Source organism: Streptococcus sp. STC1396 (genome assembly GCF_058933875.1).
In genome coordinates this window covers 1-16,085 of sequence record NZ_JBZYCU010000035.1, presented here as the reverse complement: position 1 = coordinate 16,085, position 16,085 = coordinate 1, and the positions used below count along the sequence as shown (strand labels likewise).

Here is a 16,085-nt window from a genome sequence, read left to right as displayed (position 1 = left end):
GCGCCATAGAGCCCTACGACTTTACAAGACACCACTACTTTAACATAAAGAAAAAGTAGTGAGTACTCTCTCCCGTCGGAGATTTCTTCACTACTAATCTTAGTATGTTTGTCAACTGTAGTGGGTTAACGAAAAGTCATACTCTGGAGAGAACCGAATTGGTTCTCTCCTTTTTGATATTCAAAGCGATGAGAATGCATTTTTTGAAGTTGTCAAAGTTCTAAAAGCCAAAAGCGTTGCGCTTGATAACCTTGATAAGGTTGTTAGTGGCCTCTAGCTTAGCATTTGAGTAAGGAAGTTCCAAAGCGTTGATAATCTTTTCCTTATCTTTCAAAAAAGTCTTAAAAACAGTCTGAAAGATAGGGTTTACAGAAGAAATTGTTTCTTCAATGAGTCCAAAGAAATGTTCAGCCTGTTTCTCTTGGAAATGAAAGAGTAAGAGCTGGTAGAGCTCATAGTGTTCTCTGAGTTCTTGAGAGTAAGAGAGCAGCTTTTCCAGAATCTCTTTGTTGGTCAAATGCATACGAAAAGTCGGACGATAAAAGCGTTTATGACTTAGTTTTCGACTGTCTTGTTGAATGAGTTTCCAGTAGCGTTTGATCGCCCTGTACTCGTGCGATTTTCGATCCAATTGATTCATGATTTGGATGCGAAGACGGTTCATAGCCCGGCTGAGATGTTGTACAATGTGAAAGCGATCGAGGACGATTTTAGCGCATGGAAAAAGTTGTCTAGCCAAGTCATGGTAGGGGCTAAACATGTCCATGGTAATGACCTTGACGCGGTTTCGGACCTGTCTAGAATAGCGCAGAAAGTGCTTGCGAATCGTTGCTTGCGTTCGTCCGTCCAGAATTGAGACGATCTTGAGCGAGTCAAAATCCTGCGCAATGAAGCTCATCTTTATCTGCCGATTGAAACAGTCACTTTCCTGACTGTTTCCACATCCTAGCTCATGTGTTCTGGAAGGTAGTTGAGGTTCGTCTTAAACTCGAATTCTTTCAACTTACGAATGACGGTTGACATGTAAACAGCTAAGCTTTCAGCGATGGCCGTCATAGGGACTTTCTCGATCAATTTTTGAGCGATTTTCTGGTTGACGATGGTTGCGATTTGGTGATTCTTCTTGACTAATGACTATGGTAATAGCGGAAAATATGTTATACTTATTGACAAAATCTGTCTGTGGAGGAATGCTTATGAAACAATTCTATGATAAATTAGTAAAAACGCGTCACTATCTTCATCAGCATCCAGAGTTGTCTGGGCAAGAGTATGAAACGACGGCTTTTCTAAGTCGTTATTTGAGAGAGTTGGGGATAAAAATCTTGGACGCCGGCTTAGAGACGGGCTTGATTGCCGAAATTGGTCAAGGAAAGCCAGTGATCGCCTTGAGGGCAGATATTGATGCCCTGCCCATTTTAGAGCAGACAGGTCTGCCATACGCTAGCCAAAATCCTGGTGTTATGCATGCCTGCGGTCATGATTTTCATCAGGCCAGTCTTTTAGGGGCCGCGGAGTTGCTCAAGGCTATGGAAGAAGATTTACAGGGGACCGTTCGCCTGATTTTTCAGCCAGCCGAGGAAATGTCTCAGGGAGCCAGTCAAGTTCTGGCTACGGGTTTGCTGGATGATGTGGTTGCGATTATCGGTTTTCACAATATGCCCCAGTTAAAAGCTGGGCAAATGGCCTTGAAGTCGGGAGCCATGATGGCAGGTGTGGAAAAGTTTAAGGTGATTGTTGAAGGAGTCAGCAGCCACGCGGCTCGACCGGATTTGGGAGTGGATACGGTTCTGACTCTGATCAGCATGATTCAAAATCTCCAAGCTCTGGTTTCTCGGACTGTCTCGCCCTTTGAGCCAGTTGTTTTGTCTGTGACCCACATTGAGGCTGGGGCGACTTGGAATGTCCTGCCGCAAAATGGCTTCTTTGAAGGAACCATTCGTTGTTTTAATCCTGAGTTGCAAAAGCGTTTGAAAGCAGATTTTATCCGTATTGTGGAGCATACTGCGGAGAATTTCGGTGCTAAAGTCAGTATTGTCTGGGATCAGACTCCGCCAGTGACCTATAATGATCTAGAATTAGCAGAGCTTGTTTTTGAAAATTCCCAGAATATTGGGGAGCTATTGCCTGCCCAGCCGTCTTCTGCTGGAGAAGACTTTGCCTTTTATCAAGAAAAAATTCCTGGTGTTTTTGCTTTTATCGGCTCAAATGGTGCAGCAGATGCACCTGACCTGCACCATGATAGCATGATGATTGACGATACAGCCTTTCAGGTCTCTGTTCCTTACTATGTCGAAAACGCCCTTTTTCTCCTTCAGCACTATAAGAAATAACTATAGTCTTCTATAGAAAATAAGAACTAGGCAAGGTCACTTTCTTTTGTTATTATAGAAAAGCAGGATTTCTATCGCCTGAAAATAGTTTGAACTATCGAATCAGTGATAAAGAAAATCTATCGCCCTGATAAAAAACATATAATGGCCAAGATTTTCTAAATCTGGTATGATAGAATCAAGCTTTTAGGAGGAAATAGGAATATGAATATTAAAAAATTATTGAAATATACCGCCACTGCTGTGGTAGGAAGTCTTGCAGTTGGATTGCTGGTGGCCTGCTCGTCTTCGTCAAGCAAGGACAGTGCTTCAAAGAAAACGACAGTTGAAATTGGAACAGTTGGAACGACTAAGCCTTTCTCTTATGAGGACAAGGAAGGAAACCTAACTGGTTACGAAATTGAGGTGCTTCGTGAAATCTTTAAAGGTTCAGATAAGTACGAAGTCAACTTCAACAAAACCAAATGGGCTTCCATTTTTTCTGGTTTGGACAGTGACCGCTACCAAATCGGTGCCAATAACATCAGTTATTCTGAAGAACGTGCTGGCAAATACCTTTATACCAATCCATACGCCAAAAACCCAACGGTCTTGGTGGTTCGTAAAGGGGTGAACATCAAGTCGCTAGATGATATCGGTGGCAAGTCTACTGAAGTTGTTCAAGGGACTTCAACAGCCAAACAGCTGGAAAAGTACAATGAAGAGCACAGTGCTAATCCGACAACCATCAACTATACAGATGGTACAATCCAGCAAATCTTGGCCAATCTGAACGACGGCCGCTCAGACTACAAGATTTTTGAGCGTATCACGGTGGATACGATTATTAAAGAACAAGGCTTGGATAATGTTGAAGTGATCGAACTTCCAAGTGACCAACAACCCTATGTCTATCCGCTCCTTGCCTCCGGACAGGAAGAGCTCCAAACCTTCGTTAACAAACGAATCAAGGAACTCTACGAGGATGGGACGCTTGAAAAATTATCAAAAGAATTCTTTGGGGGCACCTATTTGCCAGATGCCAAGGATATCAAATAAGTAACGATTCTCTCTTCCGTGAGGTATAAGAGATTTGTTCCTTTCATTCATCATCAATAAAAAATATATATTAAGGAGATTTTCTTATGAAATTGAAAAAATGGTTTGGTGCAACAGCACTTTTCGCTGCTGCAGCGTTTGGTTTGGCGGCTTGCTCGTCTTCAACATCTAAAGACGCTAAGTCAGCAGACAGTGCAACAGTCACTGTAAAAGTCGGCGTGATGAGCCTCAGCGATACAGAAGAAGCGCGTTGGAACAAGGTTCAGGAAATCCTTGATAAGGATAAAGCGGGAGTTAAATTAGACTTTACTCAATTTACAGACTACTCTCAACCTAACCAAGCGGTTCGTGATGGTGATGTGGATATCAACGCCTTCCAGCACTACTACTACCTGCAAAACTGGAATAAAGAAAACAATGCAGATTTGGTTTCTGTAGCAGATACTTATATCGCACCAATTCGTCTTTACTCTGGTACTAAAGATGGCAAAAACAAATATACTGATGTGAAAGACATTCCAGAAAACGGAAGCATTGCTGTGCCAAATGATGCAACAAACGAAAGCCGTGCTTTGAACCTTCTTCAAGCAGCTGGTTTGATTAAGTTGGACGTGGATTCAACTAAACTTGCGACTGTGGCTAACATCAAAGAAAACAAGAAAAACTTGAAAATTTCTGAATTGGATGCTTCTCAAACAGCAGCTTCTCTTACTTCTGTAGATGCAGCAGTTGTCAACAATACCTTCGTTCGTGAAGCTGGCATTGACTACAAGAGCGCTCTTTACAAAGAAAAGACAGATGAAAATTCTAAACTTTGGTACAACTTGATTGCTGCTAAGAAAGATTGGGAAAAATCTGACAAGGCCGATGCCATCAAGAAAATTATCAAGGCTTATCAGACTGACGAAGTCAAAAAAGTCATCGAAGAATCTTCAGATGGCATGGATCAACCAGTTTGGTAAGATTTTATAGAAAATAATTGAAGATAAAAAGGGCGGGGAATGGATTTCTCCAGCCCTTTATCTGCTATTACTTAGAGTTTTTATCAGCAGAGATGATTTGGCAATTTTTGAATGAAGAACTGTGGACTTACAGTACGGTCAGTCTTTGCTCTTTCGTGAATCATAGCGGATAATCTTTAGACAAATGTGATTAGTAGGAGTTGAATATGCCTTTCTCAACTGAGAGTGAACAAATTAAAAAGTTTGAAAATGATGAGGTAGCCCAACACTATTTTGAGGTGTTGCGGACCTTGATTTCTAAAAAGTCTATCTTTGCCCAGCAAATTGGGCTCAAGGAGGTAGCTACATATCTGGGAGAAATTTTCACTGCTGCGGGGGCCAAGGTGACGATTGATGATAGCTATACAGCTCCCTTTGTACTGGCAGAGTTTCAGTCAGACAACCCTGAGGCCAAGACCATCATTTTCTACAACCACTATGATACGGTACCGGCCGACAATGACCAGCCTTGGACCAACGATCCCTTTACTCTGTCGGTCCACTATGGTGTCATGTATGGACGCGGGGTCGATGATGATAAAGGGCACATTACTGCGCGTTTGACAGCAGTGCGTAAATATATCCGAGAGCAAGGTTCTCTGCCAGTCAACATCATCTTTATGATGGAGGGAGCTGAGGAGTCAGCTTCGACAGACTTGGATAAATATCTGGCCAAGCACAAGAAACGTTTGCGGGGAGCAGATTTGCTGGTCTGGGAGCAGGGCACGCGTAACAATCTAGGCCAGTTGGAAATTTCTGGTGGGAATAAGGGCATTGTCACCTTTGATATGTCTGTTCGCAGTGCGGAAGTCGATATTCATTCTAGCTATGGGGGTGTCATCAATTCCGCTTCTTGGTATTTGATGAATGCCATTTCCAGCCTACGAAGTGCTGACGGTCGAATTTTAGTTGAGGGCATTTATGAGCAAGTACAGGAGCCCAATGAGCGAGAGCTGGCTTTGATTGCCCAGTATGCTTTGAAGACACCAGAAGAATTGAAGGAAATCTACGGCCTCCAGCTTCCAGTCTTGAAGGAGGAAAGGCAGGAATTTCTCCGTCGCTTCTATTTTGAGCCAGCCATTAATATTGAAGGCTTCGGTTCGGGCTATCAGGGTCAGGGAGTCAAAACCATCCTCCCAGCACATGCATCTGCCAAGATGGAAGTGCGCTTGGTGCCAGGCTTAGAGCCCCGTGATGTCTTGGACAAGATTCGCAAGCAACTGGACAAAAATGGCTATGATAAGGTAGAATTAACCTATACACTGGGAGAAATGAGCTATCGTAGCGATATGAGTGCTCCATCTATCCTGAATGTCATTGAACTGGCCAAGGATTTTTATCCAGAAGGCATCTCGGTGCTTCCAACCTCGGCAGGAACAGGACCCATGCATACAGTCTTTGAGGCTTTGGAAGTTCCGATGGCTGCCTTTGGCTTGGGAAATGCCAACAGTCGGGATCATGGTGGCGATGAAAATGTCAAGATTGCCGATTATTATACCCATATTGAATTAATCAAGGAGTTAATCAGAAGTTATGAGCAATGAAATTATCAAATTAGACCACATTGATGTCACTTTCACTCAGAAAAATCGTGTCATCAAGGCGGTTGAAGATGTGACTATTCACATTAATCAGGGAGATATTTATGGTATCGTAGGTTATTCCGGTGCTGGAAAGTCCACTCTGGTGCGGGTTATCAATTTATTACAGAAACCATCCGACGGGAAAATTACCGTTGATGGGACAGTGATGTATGATAAGGGCAGTGTCCAGCTGAATGCAGCTCAACTGCGGGAAAAGCGCAAGGATATAGGCATGATTTTTCAGCATTTTAATCTGATGGCTCAGATGACGGCCAAAGAAAATGTCGCGTTTGCCTTGAAGCACTCCTCTCTGTCTGCTGCTGAAAAAGAGGAGAAGGTTCGCAAACTTTTAGAACTGGTTGGCCTGGAAGATCGAGCGGACAACTATCCATCTCAGTTGTCTGGCGGGCAGAAGCAGCGGGTGGCGATTGCTAGAGCCTTAGCCAATGACCCGAAAATCTTGATTTCGGATGAGGCGACTTCGGCTCTGGATCCTAAAACAACCAAGCAAATTTTGGCCTTGCTTCAGGATTTGAACCAAAAGTTGGGGCTGACGATTGTACTCATCACGCATGAGATGCAAATTGTCAAAGATATTGCCAATCGCGTGGCTGTTATGCAGAACGGGAAATTGATCGAGGAAGGCTCGGTCTTGGATATTTTTACCAATCCGCAGAACGAATTGACCAAAGATTTTATCACCACGGCAACAGGCATCACTGAAGCGATGGTGAAAATCAATCAGCAGAAGATTGTCCAAAATCTGCCGGCAGATTCAGTTTTGGCGCATTTGAAATATTCCGGTACGGTGACAGATACAGCCATTATCAATGATATCTACAAGCAGTATCAGGTGTCGGCCAATATTTTACATGCCAACATTGAGATTTTAGACCATGTACCAGTCGGGGAGATGGTGGTTATTTTATCTGGAAATGCAGAAAATCTTGCGGCAGTTCAGAGCAATTTGCAAGCTGCTGGCGTAGAATTAAAGGTGCTTAAGGGAGGAATTTAGATTGGTAGACTTGATTAAAACATTTTTGCCCAATGTCTATAAAATGGGCTGGGCGGGTCAGGCTGGCTGGGGAACAGCGATTTATCTGACCTTTTATATGACGATTATTTCCTTTCTGATTGGTGGAATTCTAGGCTTGGTGGCTGGACTCTTCCTTGTATTGACAGCGCCGGGTGGCATTTTAGAGAATAAAACAGCCTTTTTCATCTTGGACAAGGTCACGTCCATCTTTCGAGCCATTCCTTTTATCATTCTCCTAGCTTTGATTAATCCTTTTACACGGATGATTGTGGGAACAGGAATTGGTCCAACAGCGGCTTTGGTGCCTTTATCTCTGGCAGTCTTTCCTTTCTTTGCTCGTCAGGTACAGGTGGTTCTATCTGAATTGGACCGCGGTGTGATTGAAGCGGCCCAGGCAGTTGGTGCCAACTCATGGGATATCATCGGAGTTTATCTACGCGAGGGCTTACCAGATTTGATTCGGGTGACAACGGTGACCTTAATCTCGCTAGTCGGTGAAACAGCTATGGCGGGAGCGATTGGTGCAGGCGGTCTTGGGAATGTGGCGATTGCCTATGGCTATCAGCGTTTCAATCAAGACGTGACCATTTTAGCAACTGTTTTGCTCTTGCTCCTCATTTTCTTTATCCAGTTTTTAGGGGATTTCCTAACCAGAAAAATCAGTCATCGCTAGACAAGGCTTCCATTTGGAAGTCTTTTTTGCTATCAAAATAGATTAAAAAGTCTGAAAATTCAATTTACATTCTTTTTCCAGAATGCTATAATGATTAAATACAGGTAAATAAAAGTAGGATAGTTGCTTAATCTATTCTGTAATTTGCTTCAATTAGGCAGGTTGTCTTTCTAGACTATGAGAGTGGACGGTAACTTGGATCAAGGATTTTATTTGCAACTGACTAAAATGAAAGAAGACTTCTATCAGGGGGAAACATGATACCAAAAAAAGAAAAAATGTCTAGGGCGCGAAGGAAAGAACTGACAGGGCGCTTAAAAGAACAAATTCGACCCAAGCTGAAACTGGTCTATTTGTCAGCTTTTTTGTCTTGGGGGCAGTTTTTGATGCGGATTCTGAGTTTTGCCTTGATTGCGAAAGTTTTGGCTGACTTGTATGATGGGATTGTCATCTCTTTTCCTCGGGTGTTTTGTTGGCTGGTGTTTTTCAACGGACTAGGCTTTGCCATTTCTCTTTTGGCTAAACGCTATCAAGGATTGGCTTCGCAATTTGCTAGAGACAGACTTAAAGCAGCATTTTTTCAGGTTTTTATAGATAAGGATGGGGAATTTAAGGACGGCCGGACAGCTGCGGATATTTTAACGGTGGCTTCGCAAGGGATTGACAGCTTAGATACTTACTATTCCTACTACTTATCGCTCAATTTGCGAACTTATTTTAATTGTCTGACAGTACTAATCATTGTTTTCTTTCTTTTTCCTTTGGGAGGTTTGATTTTTATCCTGTCTTTGCCTTTCATACCTGTTTCCATTATGCTGATGCAGAGACGTTCGCGCAGGATTATGGCTCGTTATTGGGCTTCTTATATGGATGTGGGAAATCTATTTTTAGATGATCTGCAAGGACTCAATACGCTTTATTCTTATCAGGCAGATGGTAAATATGAGCGGGAGTTTGCTGAACAGGCAGAGGATTTTCGTGATGCAACGATGGAGCTTTTGGGTTTTCAGTTGCAGTCTGTCGGATATATGGATGCAGTCATGTATTTGGGGATTGGGATTTCTGGCTTTGTTGCAGCAGGCATATTGGCTGCGGGAAACTTATCGCTTTTTACCATGATTTTCTTTGTGTTGATAGCGACTGAATTTTTCGCACCGATTCGTGAGGCAGGATATGGGATGCATCTGGTCATGATGACGACTCAAATGGCAGATCGAATTTTCAGTTTTCTTGATTCGGTAGAAAAAAGGGAACAGGAGCCTGTTGAGGAGCTGCCAGCCTTTGATCGACTTAGGGTGGACAAGCTGATATTTGGCTTTGACGGCCAGTTCCTATTTAAAAATCTGTCTTTTGAGTTTAGTCGTGGACAGGTTTTTGCTATTGCAGGTGAGAGTGGTCGAGGAAAGACAACCTTGGCTAAGCTGTTGCTGGGAAAACTCCGAGCGAGTTCGGGCAATATTTTCTTTGGTGCTAAGTCTCTAGAAGGCATATCGCAGCAGTCTCTTTATCCACAAGTCATGTATGTATCATCAAATAGCACTCTTCTGAATAGCAGTATTTTAGAAAATTTGCAGTTAGCAACGGACTTGTCTCAGGCAGAGATTGAAACTTGGCTGGCTGAAAAAAAACTACTATCCTTTATTGATAAACTACCTCAGGGACTGGCTACTCCAGTGGGGGAAAATGGGAACCAACTGTCACCTGGACAGCGTCAGCAGCTTATTTGTGTCCGGGCCATGTTAGCCAAACGTTCTCTTTATATTTTTGATGAAATCACTTCCAACGTAGATCAGGAAAATGAGTCTCTCATCTATGACCTGCTGGATTTATTGGCTCAAGAAGCTCTGGTTATCGAAATCACTCATAAAATGAAGCAAGTGGGGAAAGCATCGGAAGTACTCTTTTTAGGAAAGGAAAACCTTGCTTTAGGACGGCCAGAAGACTTATATGCCAATAATAAGGAATACCATCAGCTAGTTGACACGCAGAAAGAATTGGAGGAATTGATAAATGGAAAACAAAAGAACCTATCCAACACGTGAAATCCTCGCTCGACTCTTACAGGTCATGAGGCATCTGCTTCCTTTTATCGGTTTGGCTGTGCTTTTTGCAGTGCTGGGTTTTGTCACAACGCTGACAATTCCAAGTTTGTTGATCATTTTGGGTTTTTCTGCTCTTAAGAATCAGGCTCCGTCTGCTTGGTACGTGCTAGTCTTGATAGGATTGGCTTTAGCCAGAGGGCTTTTCCGATACGGGGAGCATTATTTTGGTCATTATGTGGCATTTCATTCCTTGGCGGAGCTGCGGAAGCTAATTTTTGCTAAGCTTCGTCGGTTGGCTCCGGCAAAACTGGATCGACAGGACAGTGGGAAACTGCTCAAGATGATTGGAGAGGATATCGAGGCTCTAGAAATCTTCTTTGCTCATACGCTGGCTCCGATTTGTACAGGTATCCTATCAGCTCTTTTAATAGCGATATATTTTACTGGCTTTTCTCCTTGGTTTACTCTGATAGCTCTAGCGACTTACTTTCTGCTAGCTGTGGCTTTGCCTCGGAAATTTGCTCTTGACTTAGAGCATTTTCTGCAGGAACAGCATCAAAGACGCACATCTTATATTTCCTTCTTTTTGGAGAGCTTGAAGGCAATGGGGGATTTGGTCCAGTTTGGCAAAGTTCAGAAACGCTTTGAATTTTTATCTCAAAAAAGTCAGCAGGTCAATCAGTTAGAGCGCCAGATTGCACAAAAACAATTCCTTCAACAGGCTCTAACATTTTTAGTCGTGGGTATGGCGGTCATGCTTTTTGCCCTTACTGCTCTCTATCAGGTTCAGGAGAGGCAGCTCCTTCTAGAAAGGGCTGTCCTAGCTTTGGTAGCTTTCTCTAGCTCTTTTGCTCCCTTTTTGGAATTGGGGCGTTTACCCCTTGGTTTTAAAAGAGCCATGAATGCAGGCAGCAATGTCTTTGGTCTTTTGGATGAAAAAGAGCCTATTCAGACTGGGCAAGCATCAACCGTCAGCTTAGAGCAGATTTTGATGGAAGATATACATTTTGCTTATGACAATCGCAATGTTCCAATTTTCAAGCACCTTTCAGCTCATTTTGAAAAAGGAAAAATTATCGGCTTGGTCGGATCTAGTGGTTGCGGGAAATCTACTTTGATGAAACTGCTCATGCGTTGGTATGACCCACAAGCTGGCAGGATTGTCTTCACTGGTCAGGATTCACGAGATATTGACCGCCAGCATTTGCAGGCTTCCTTTGCCTATGTGCCTCAAACTGCTCAGCTCTTTCATCAGTCTTTGCGGGAAAATCTGCTTTTGGGGAAATCCGGTATCAGCGATGAAGCAATTTGGGATTTGGCGGCAAAGTGCCGGCTCAAAGAGCGCTTGGAAAGTCTGCCTGAGGGATTGGATACGATTGTTGATGGAGAAAGGGATTTTTCTGCTGGAGAGCGTCAGAGGTTGGAACTCATGCGAGCCCTGCTCAAGAAAGCAGCTTGCTATATTTTTGATGAGCCAACCAGCAACCTAGACTCCCTCAATGAAGCAGCCTTTCTCTCCATCGTTAAGGAAGAATGCCAAGGGATGGTATTTTTGATCTCCCATCGCTTATCGACGCTAGCTTTTGCGGATGAGGTTTATGAACTAACACCTTCTCAGTTAAAAAGGATTAGATAAATGAAAAAATTAAAAGTTAAAGATATTATGCTGACGGGAGCTTTTGCTACCCTCTACATTCTCTGCGTCGGGCTAGGCGTACTTGTTGGAAGCTTTTTTGATCGCTCTGGCAATATGATGTACGCTCCAGCTTTCGCTGCAGTTTTTGGAGGAACAGTCTATATGCTCCTGCAAAGCAAGATTAAGAAATTTGGGGCAATCAGCCTCTTGGGGATGGTGATGGGAGGCTTTTTCCTTCTTTCGGGCCATTTCTTTATTGCTTTTCTGCCAGGTCTGGTTTTTGGATTTTTGGCGGATTGGGTTGCGGGATTGGGGAGATATGAAAATAAATCCCTGAGCCTCCTGTCGTTTGTTGTCTTCTCTTTTGCTAATTCAGGCCCCATTATTCTCATGTGGCTGGCGCGTCAGACCTATATTGATAGCTTGGTAGCGCGTGGAAAGACGGAGGAATATATCAATCGGATTCTGCTGCCTGTAGACTTCCCAACGATAGCTGGGTTTGTTGGAATGGTAGCTGTCGGTGCTCTAGTTGGTGGACTTTTTGGTCAGTATCTAGTGAAGAGACACTTTGTTAAAGCAGGGATGGCTTCATGAAATTAGACGTCCGCAGCAAGGTTCTGCTGGTCTTATTTGCTAATCTGGCTTTTCTGCTTAGAGTTACGGGCTGGCCTGAAACTGTGCTAGTTTTAGGGCTGGCTCTAATAACTGCCCTTGTGGGTAAAAAGAAAATGTCCCTCTATTATCTGAGTATCTATCTGCTCTTGTTGGCAGTTGATACTTTTTTACTGGATTTGCTGCCGTCTCTGCCCATTCGTATGCTGACAACCATTGCGACAGCTGGACGTTTTATGTTGCCTTCTATCATGGCTGGAAGCTTGCTTTTGACAACCTCCAGCGCCTACGATCTGATACATGGACTCAGAAAATGGTACTTGCCAGAGAGTCTACTCTTGACTTTGGCTGTAATGCTACGATTTTTACCAGCGATTAAGGCAGATGCCAAAATGGTCAGCCGCAGTTTGCGGCTAAGAGGAATGTTTCTACAAAAACGAAGCCTCTTCCTGCAGCCTGTTCGCTATTTTGAGTATATGATTGTTCCGCTTCTAATGTCTCTCTTGCGGACGGTACAGGACTTGACTATAGCCTCTCTGACCAAGGGATTAGCCCTAAAAAGAGGTAGCACAGAAAGCTTTGTTTCTCGCTTCAGACTATTAGATTGGAGTATTTGCCTATGGATGCTAGGTATGCTAGTTTGGATGATTCACCCTTGATTGCTGCGGATTCTTTGACTTTTTCTTATGAGAATAGCAGAGCAGACAGCCTGCGAGTAGACCGCTTACAGCTTCCGACAGGGAGTTTGACAGTGCTCTGTGGGGTCAGCGGCAGCGGCAAGTCAACTTTCCTGCGTCTCTTAAATGGCTTGATTCCGGATTACTATAGAGGTGATCTAAGCGGAAAACTACGAGTGGCAGATCTGGAAGCAGGTCAGCAATCGGTCGAAGATTTATCTGTGGCGGTAGCCTCGGTCTTTCAAAATCCAGCCAATCAATTTTTCCATAAAATGGTCAAGCATGAGTTGGTCTTTCCTAGTGAAAATCAGGGGAAGCCGAGCCAGCAGATTTTGGCACAATTGAGTAGGCTGACTCAGGACTTTGCTTTGGAAGGCTATCTGGAGCGGGATTTATTTAGCCTGTCAGGAGGAGAAAAACAGCGTGTAGCCTTGTTGACAGCTATCATGCAGGACACTCCGATTATGGTCTTGGATGAACCGACGGCCAATCTGGACCGACGGGGAATTGAGCAAGTGAGAGAGCACCTAATAGACTTGAAGGCTCAGGGCAAGACTATCTTGATGGCCGAGCATAGGCTGGATTATCTGCGAGATTTGGCTGATAGTTATCTCTATTTTGATCAGGGGCGGTTGCAGCGTATCTTTTCTCAAGCAGAGTTTCTGGGCTTGTCGGATCAGGAAAGGTGTGCTCTTAGTCTGAGAAGTATTCGTTTGCCAGAATTTAAGGCAGCAACTGGTTTCCCCTTCTCTGAGGGACTGACAGTTGAAAATTTACAGCTAAGAGCTGGGAGTCAAAATCTATCTTTTATCCCCAGATTTAGTTTTCCGGCTGGGCAGATTACGGCAATTATAGGACCGAACGGAGCTGGTAAATCTACCTTAGCTACCTATCTAGCTGGTCTTTTAGACGATGATGATGCCCGCTGTGAGCTCAATGGTTCAGCCTTGTCTGCAAAAGACCGTCTGCAAAAAACAGCTTTGGTCATGCAAGAAGTGCAGCTCCAGCTTTTTGCAGATAGTGTCGAAAATGAGCTGAAACTGGGAAATCACAGCTCGCCGGAAGAGCGGGCAGAAATCTTATCTCAGCTGGGTCTGGCGGGGATGGAAGAGCGCCATCCGATGACGCTGTCAGGCGGAGAACAGCAGCGCTTATTGATTGCCAGTCAGATCTTGTCTGATAAGGAGGTTTTCATTTTTGATGAGCCAAGTTCGGGTCTGGACTATCGCCAAATGCGTGCAGTCGCGGAAGTCTTACAAGATTTAAAAAGGGCTGGCAGGATTGTTATCCTCATCTCTCACGACGAGGAATTGCTGAATCTGACAGCGGATCAGCTGCTCAAATTGACCGATGAGCAGAAGCAGATATTTTCATAAGAGTTCACCCAATAAGACTTTTTCTATAGCGAAAGGGTCTTATTTTTGGTAAAATTAAGAGGTTAAACATTGAGATATTAAGGACACCTGTCATCTCAAGAACAAGGTATGTTTGGTAGCTCAAAGTTTAGTTTTGAGCTTGGAAATAAAGTGTCCGATAGGAAGCAGCAACAGTAGGTCAAGCTGAGGTCAATCTTGTTTGCTCTATTTGCAACCTTCTACACTCCCACAGGGCTGTTGAAGCCAGTATTTTCCTTAGCTTTGGGAAAACTTCTCAACCTGAACCTAGAAATACAGGATTGAGGGAGCTAAAAATCTTTGATTGTCTGAGTTTTGCCCAGCCTCGCTAACGACGTAATAAAAGCTAGGCTGAATACTTACACTAAGCCAGGAGTGATTTTTTTTGAAAGGCAGGAGAATGAAGAAAAAAGTGATTTTTGCTGTTGTATTCTTATTTTTAATGGTAGCTATTGCCCTCTCTATCCATCGTTCTGTAGATAGGAGGACGTTTTCTTATTCAGCAGCAGCTGTTGGGAATCCTTTGATGGGCTATGCACCTTCTGCGCAAGAATCAGATCTTTCAGATGACATCAGCCTGCTATATGTTGAGGTTACTTGGAGAGAGTTGGAGCCTGAGAAAGGCATTTATAGATGGGATGCTATTGAAAAGGCAAACCAGTTTAAAAAATGGCGAGCAGAAGGCAAGCATTTTGTGCTACGTTTTGTGCTGGATTATCCTGGGGAAAAGCAACATAAGGACATTCCAGACTGGCTCTATGATGAATTAGCGGATCCAGGTGACTGGTATGATTCATCATATGGTAAAGGCTTTTCTCCAAATTATCATGATAAAAAGTTAGTCAGCTACTATCAAAAAGCTGTTAAAGCATTGGGAGAACGCTGGGGGCAAGACAGTTTTATCAGCTATATTGAGCTGGGAGGATTGGGGCATTGGGGAGAATGGCATGTTAACCTGGAGGCTGGAATCCGTCCACTGCCAAATGACAGCATCCGCGAGCAATATGTGACGCCTTGGCTGACGGCTTTTCCAGAAGCCAGCTTCTTGATGCGACGCCCCTTCCCAACAGCGAAAAAATATGGTTTCGGTATTTACAATGATATGGCTGGTGATGCAGCAAGCACGCAGGAATGGTTGGACTGGATAAAGCTAGGTGGAATCTACGACCAAACAAACGAAAAATCCTTGACAGCCATGCCTGACAGTTGGAAAACAGCGCCAATCGGCGGAGAATTGACCAGCAGTCTGTCTATGGAGCAACTCTTGGTTTCTGATTTGCAGCAGACAGTTGATTTGGTAAAGACCTCTCATACAAGCTTTTTAGGTCCTAAAATCGCTGAGGCAGTTGATGGGGATAAAAAGGGATATGACAAGCTCTTGCAACATATGGGCTACCGTTTGTGGATTTCGTCTGCAAAACTGCAAAGATATGGTGGCACTATAAAACTGATTACTACTTGGGAAAATGCCGGTGTTGCCCCTTTTTATAAAAACTGGAAAGTCTATGTATATGTGCAAGATGATTCGGGGACAGAGATTGAAAAGACAGAACTGCCGATTGAGCTGCCAAAGGTCCTTCCAGGCGAGCAGGTGACAGTTACTGTCAATCTTTCAAAGCTAAAATCAGCAGAAGCAGTGTGGCAAAAGTATCAAATTTCTGTCGGAATTGTCGATCCCATGACAGGAGAGAATGCTATTCACTTTGCCGTCGCTGGTCAAGAAAATCAGAAGCGGCTCATCTTATTCACAAAAAATTAGAATGCAGGTTGACTAATACTGAAAGAGAATCTATTTTAGACGAGATAAATCTGGCTCTTTTCTACCATTTGTCAAGTCTGTCAAGACTTTAAGTGAAAAATGAGATAAGACAGTAGCTATTCCGAGGTTACTGTCTTATTTTTAACACTTTTTGAGCCATAAAAGGGCATGCAAAAAAAAAAACACCTCATCTGGTATTTTTTGAAACAAGGTGTTCCAATAATACGGCATAGACAGCCTTATCGATTTTGGGTCAAAGAGTAATCGTAAAGTTTGTTATGCGTAATGAGGTAATACATTG

Annotated in this window: 12 protein-coding genes and 1 pseudogene; 12 read left to right on the top strand and 1 reads right to left on the bottom strand. The window is 43.5% G+C overall.

Annotated elements, in window-relative coordinates; translation table 11 throughout:
- Nucleotides 1-136: 136 nt before the first annotated feature.
- Nucleotides 137-1,134 (bottom strand): annotated as a pseudogene (locus AC5FEC_RS09910) (ISL3 family transposase); the annotation flags it as partial.
- Nucleotides 1,135-1,196: 62 nt separating this feature from the next.
- On the opposite strand from AC5FEC_RS09910, the gene AC5FEC_RS09905 reads away from it, so the two are divergent.
- The 12 genes from AC5FEC_RS09905 (at nt 1,197) to AC5FEC_RS09850 (ending at nt 15,784) form a co-directional block, all read left to right on the top strand.
- Nucleotides 1,197-2,333: an amidohydrolase gene (locus AC5FEC_RS09905; protein ID WP_493662072.1), complete on the top strand. Its 1,137-nt coding sequence runs from the start codon at nt 1,197-1,199 to the stop codon at nt 2,331-2,333.
- Between the two features lie 204 nt (nt 2,334-2,537).
- Nucleotides 2,538-3,371, top strand: coding sequence for an amino acid ABC transporter substrate-binding protein (locus AC5FEC_RS09900; protein WP_493662071.1), 834 nt, complete (start codon nt 2,538-2,540; stop codon nt 3,369-3,371).
- A gap of 86 nt (nt 3,372-3,457) precedes the next feature.
- Complete coding sequence (locus tag AC5FEC_RS09895) at nt 3,458-4,333, top strand: MetQ/NlpA family ABC transporter substrate-binding protein (protein ID WP_037615870.1); 876 nt, start codon at nt 3,458-3,460, stop codon at nt 4,331-4,333.
- Between the two features lie 206 nt (nt 4,334-4,539).
- Nucleotides 4,540-5,916 (top strand): M20/M25/M40 family metallo-hydrolase, encoded by a 1,377-nt coding sequence (locus AC5FEC_RS09890; protein ID WP_493662070.1) that lies wholly within the window; start codon nt 4,540-4,542, stop codon nt 5,914-5,916.
- Nucleotides 5,906-6,970 (top strand): methionine ABC transporter ATP-binding protein, encoded by a 1,065-nt coding sequence (locus AC5FEC_RS09885; protein ID WP_493662069.1) that lies wholly within the window; start codon nt 5,906-5,908, stop codon nt 6,968-6,970. Before AC5FEC_RS09890 ends, AC5FEC_RS09885 begins: the two co-directional genes overlap by 11 nt.
- Before the next feature lies 1 nt (nt 6,971).
- Nucleotides 6,972-7,664, top strand: a complete 693-nt coding sequence (locus AC5FEC_RS09880) for a methionine ABC transporter permease (RefSeq protein WP_037615864.1) — start codon at nt 6,972-6,974, stop codon at nt 7,662-7,664.
- 257 nt (nt 7,665-7,921) lie between these two features.
- Complete coding sequence (locus AC5FEC_RS09875; RefSeq protein WP_493662068.1) at nt 7,922-9,706, top strand: ABC transporter ATP-binding protein/permease; 1,785 nt, start codon at nt 7,922-7,924, stop codon at nt 9,704-9,706.
- Nucleotides 9,675-11,342, top strand: a complete 1,668-nt coding sequence (locus AC5FEC_RS09870; protein ID WP_493662067.1) for an amino acid ABC transporter ATP-binding/permease protein — start codon at nt 9,675-9,677, stop codon at nt 11,340-11,342. The genes AC5FEC_RS09875 and AC5FEC_RS09870 overlap by 32 nt, the downstream gene beginning before the upstream one ends.
- Entirely contained in the window at nt 11,343-11,936 is a 594-nt protein-coding gene (locus tag AC5FEC_RS09865) for an MptD family putative ECF transporter S component (protein WP_304948881.1), read from the top strand.
- Nucleotides 11,933-12,613 carry an energy-coupling factor transporter transmembrane component T gene (locus AC5FEC_RS09860; protein ID WP_493662066.1) on the top strand — a complete coding sequence of 227 codons (681 nt, stop codon included), beginning with the start codon at nt 11,933-11,935 and terminating at the stop codon, nt 12,611-12,613. The genes AC5FEC_RS09865 and AC5FEC_RS09860 overlap by 4 nt, the downstream gene beginning before the upstream one ends.
- Nucleotides 12,574-14,007 (top strand): ABC transporter ATP-binding protein, encoded by a 1,434-nt coding sequence (locus AC5FEC_RS09855; RefSeq protein WP_493662065.1) that lies wholly within the window; start codon nt 12,574-12,576, stop codon nt 14,005-14,007. The genes AC5FEC_RS09860 and AC5FEC_RS09855 overlap by 40 nt, the downstream gene beginning before the upstream one ends.
- Before the next feature lie 418 nt (nt 14,008-14,425).
- The gene (locus AC5FEC_RS09850; RefSeq protein WP_493662064.1) at nt 14,426-15,784 is read left to right on the top strand and encodes a DUF4832 domain-containing protein; all 1,359 of its coding nucleotides are present in this window, start codon (nt 14,426-14,428) and stop codon (nt 15,782-15,784) included.
- Nucleotides 15,785-16,085 lie beyond the last annotated feature (301 nt).

Coding starts and splice junctions, on each gene's coding strand:
- AC5FEC_RS09905 (WP_493662072.1), top strand. CDS start 1,197: ATGAAACAATTCTATGATAAATTAGTAAAAACGCGTCACTATCTTCAT.
- AC5FEC_RS09860 (WP_493662066.1), top strand. CDS start 11,933: ATGAAATTAGACGTCCGCAGCAAGGTTCTGCTGGTCTTATTTGCTAAT.
- AC5FEC_RS09895 (WP_037615870.1), top strand. CDS start 3,458: ATGAAATTGAAAAAATGGTTTGGTGCAACAGCACTTTTCGCTGCTGCA.
- AC5FEC_RS09900 (WP_493662071.1), top strand. CDS start 2,538: ATGAATATTAAAAAATTATTGAAATATACCGCCACTGCTGTGGTAGGA.
- AC5FEC_RS09855 (WP_493662065.1), top strand. CDS start 12,574: ATGGATGCTAGGTATGCTAGTTTGGATGATTCACCCTTGATTGCTGCG.
- AC5FEC_RS09875 (WP_493662068.1), top strand. CDS start 7,922: ATGATACCAAAAAAAGAAAAAATGTCTAGGGCGCGAAGGAAAGAACTG.
- AC5FEC_RS09890 (WP_493662070.1), top strand. CDS start 4,540: ATGCCTTTCTCAACTGAGAGTGAACAAATTAAAAAGTTTGAAAATGAT.
- AC5FEC_RS09870 (WP_493662067.1), top strand. CDS start 9,675: ATGGAAAACAAAAGAACCTATCCAACACGTGAAATCCTCGCTCGACTC.
- AC5FEC_RS09865 (WP_304948881.1), top strand. CDS start 11,343: ATGAAAAAATTAAAAGTTAAAGATATTATGCTGACGGGAGCTTTTGCT.
- AC5FEC_RS09850 (WP_493662064.1), top strand. CDS start 14,426: ATGAAGAAAAAAGTGATTTTTGCTGTTGTATTCTTATTTTTAATGGTA.
- AC5FEC_RS09885 (WP_493662069.1), top strand. CDS start 5,906: ATGAGCAATGAAATTATCAAATTAGACCACATTGATGTCACTTTCACT.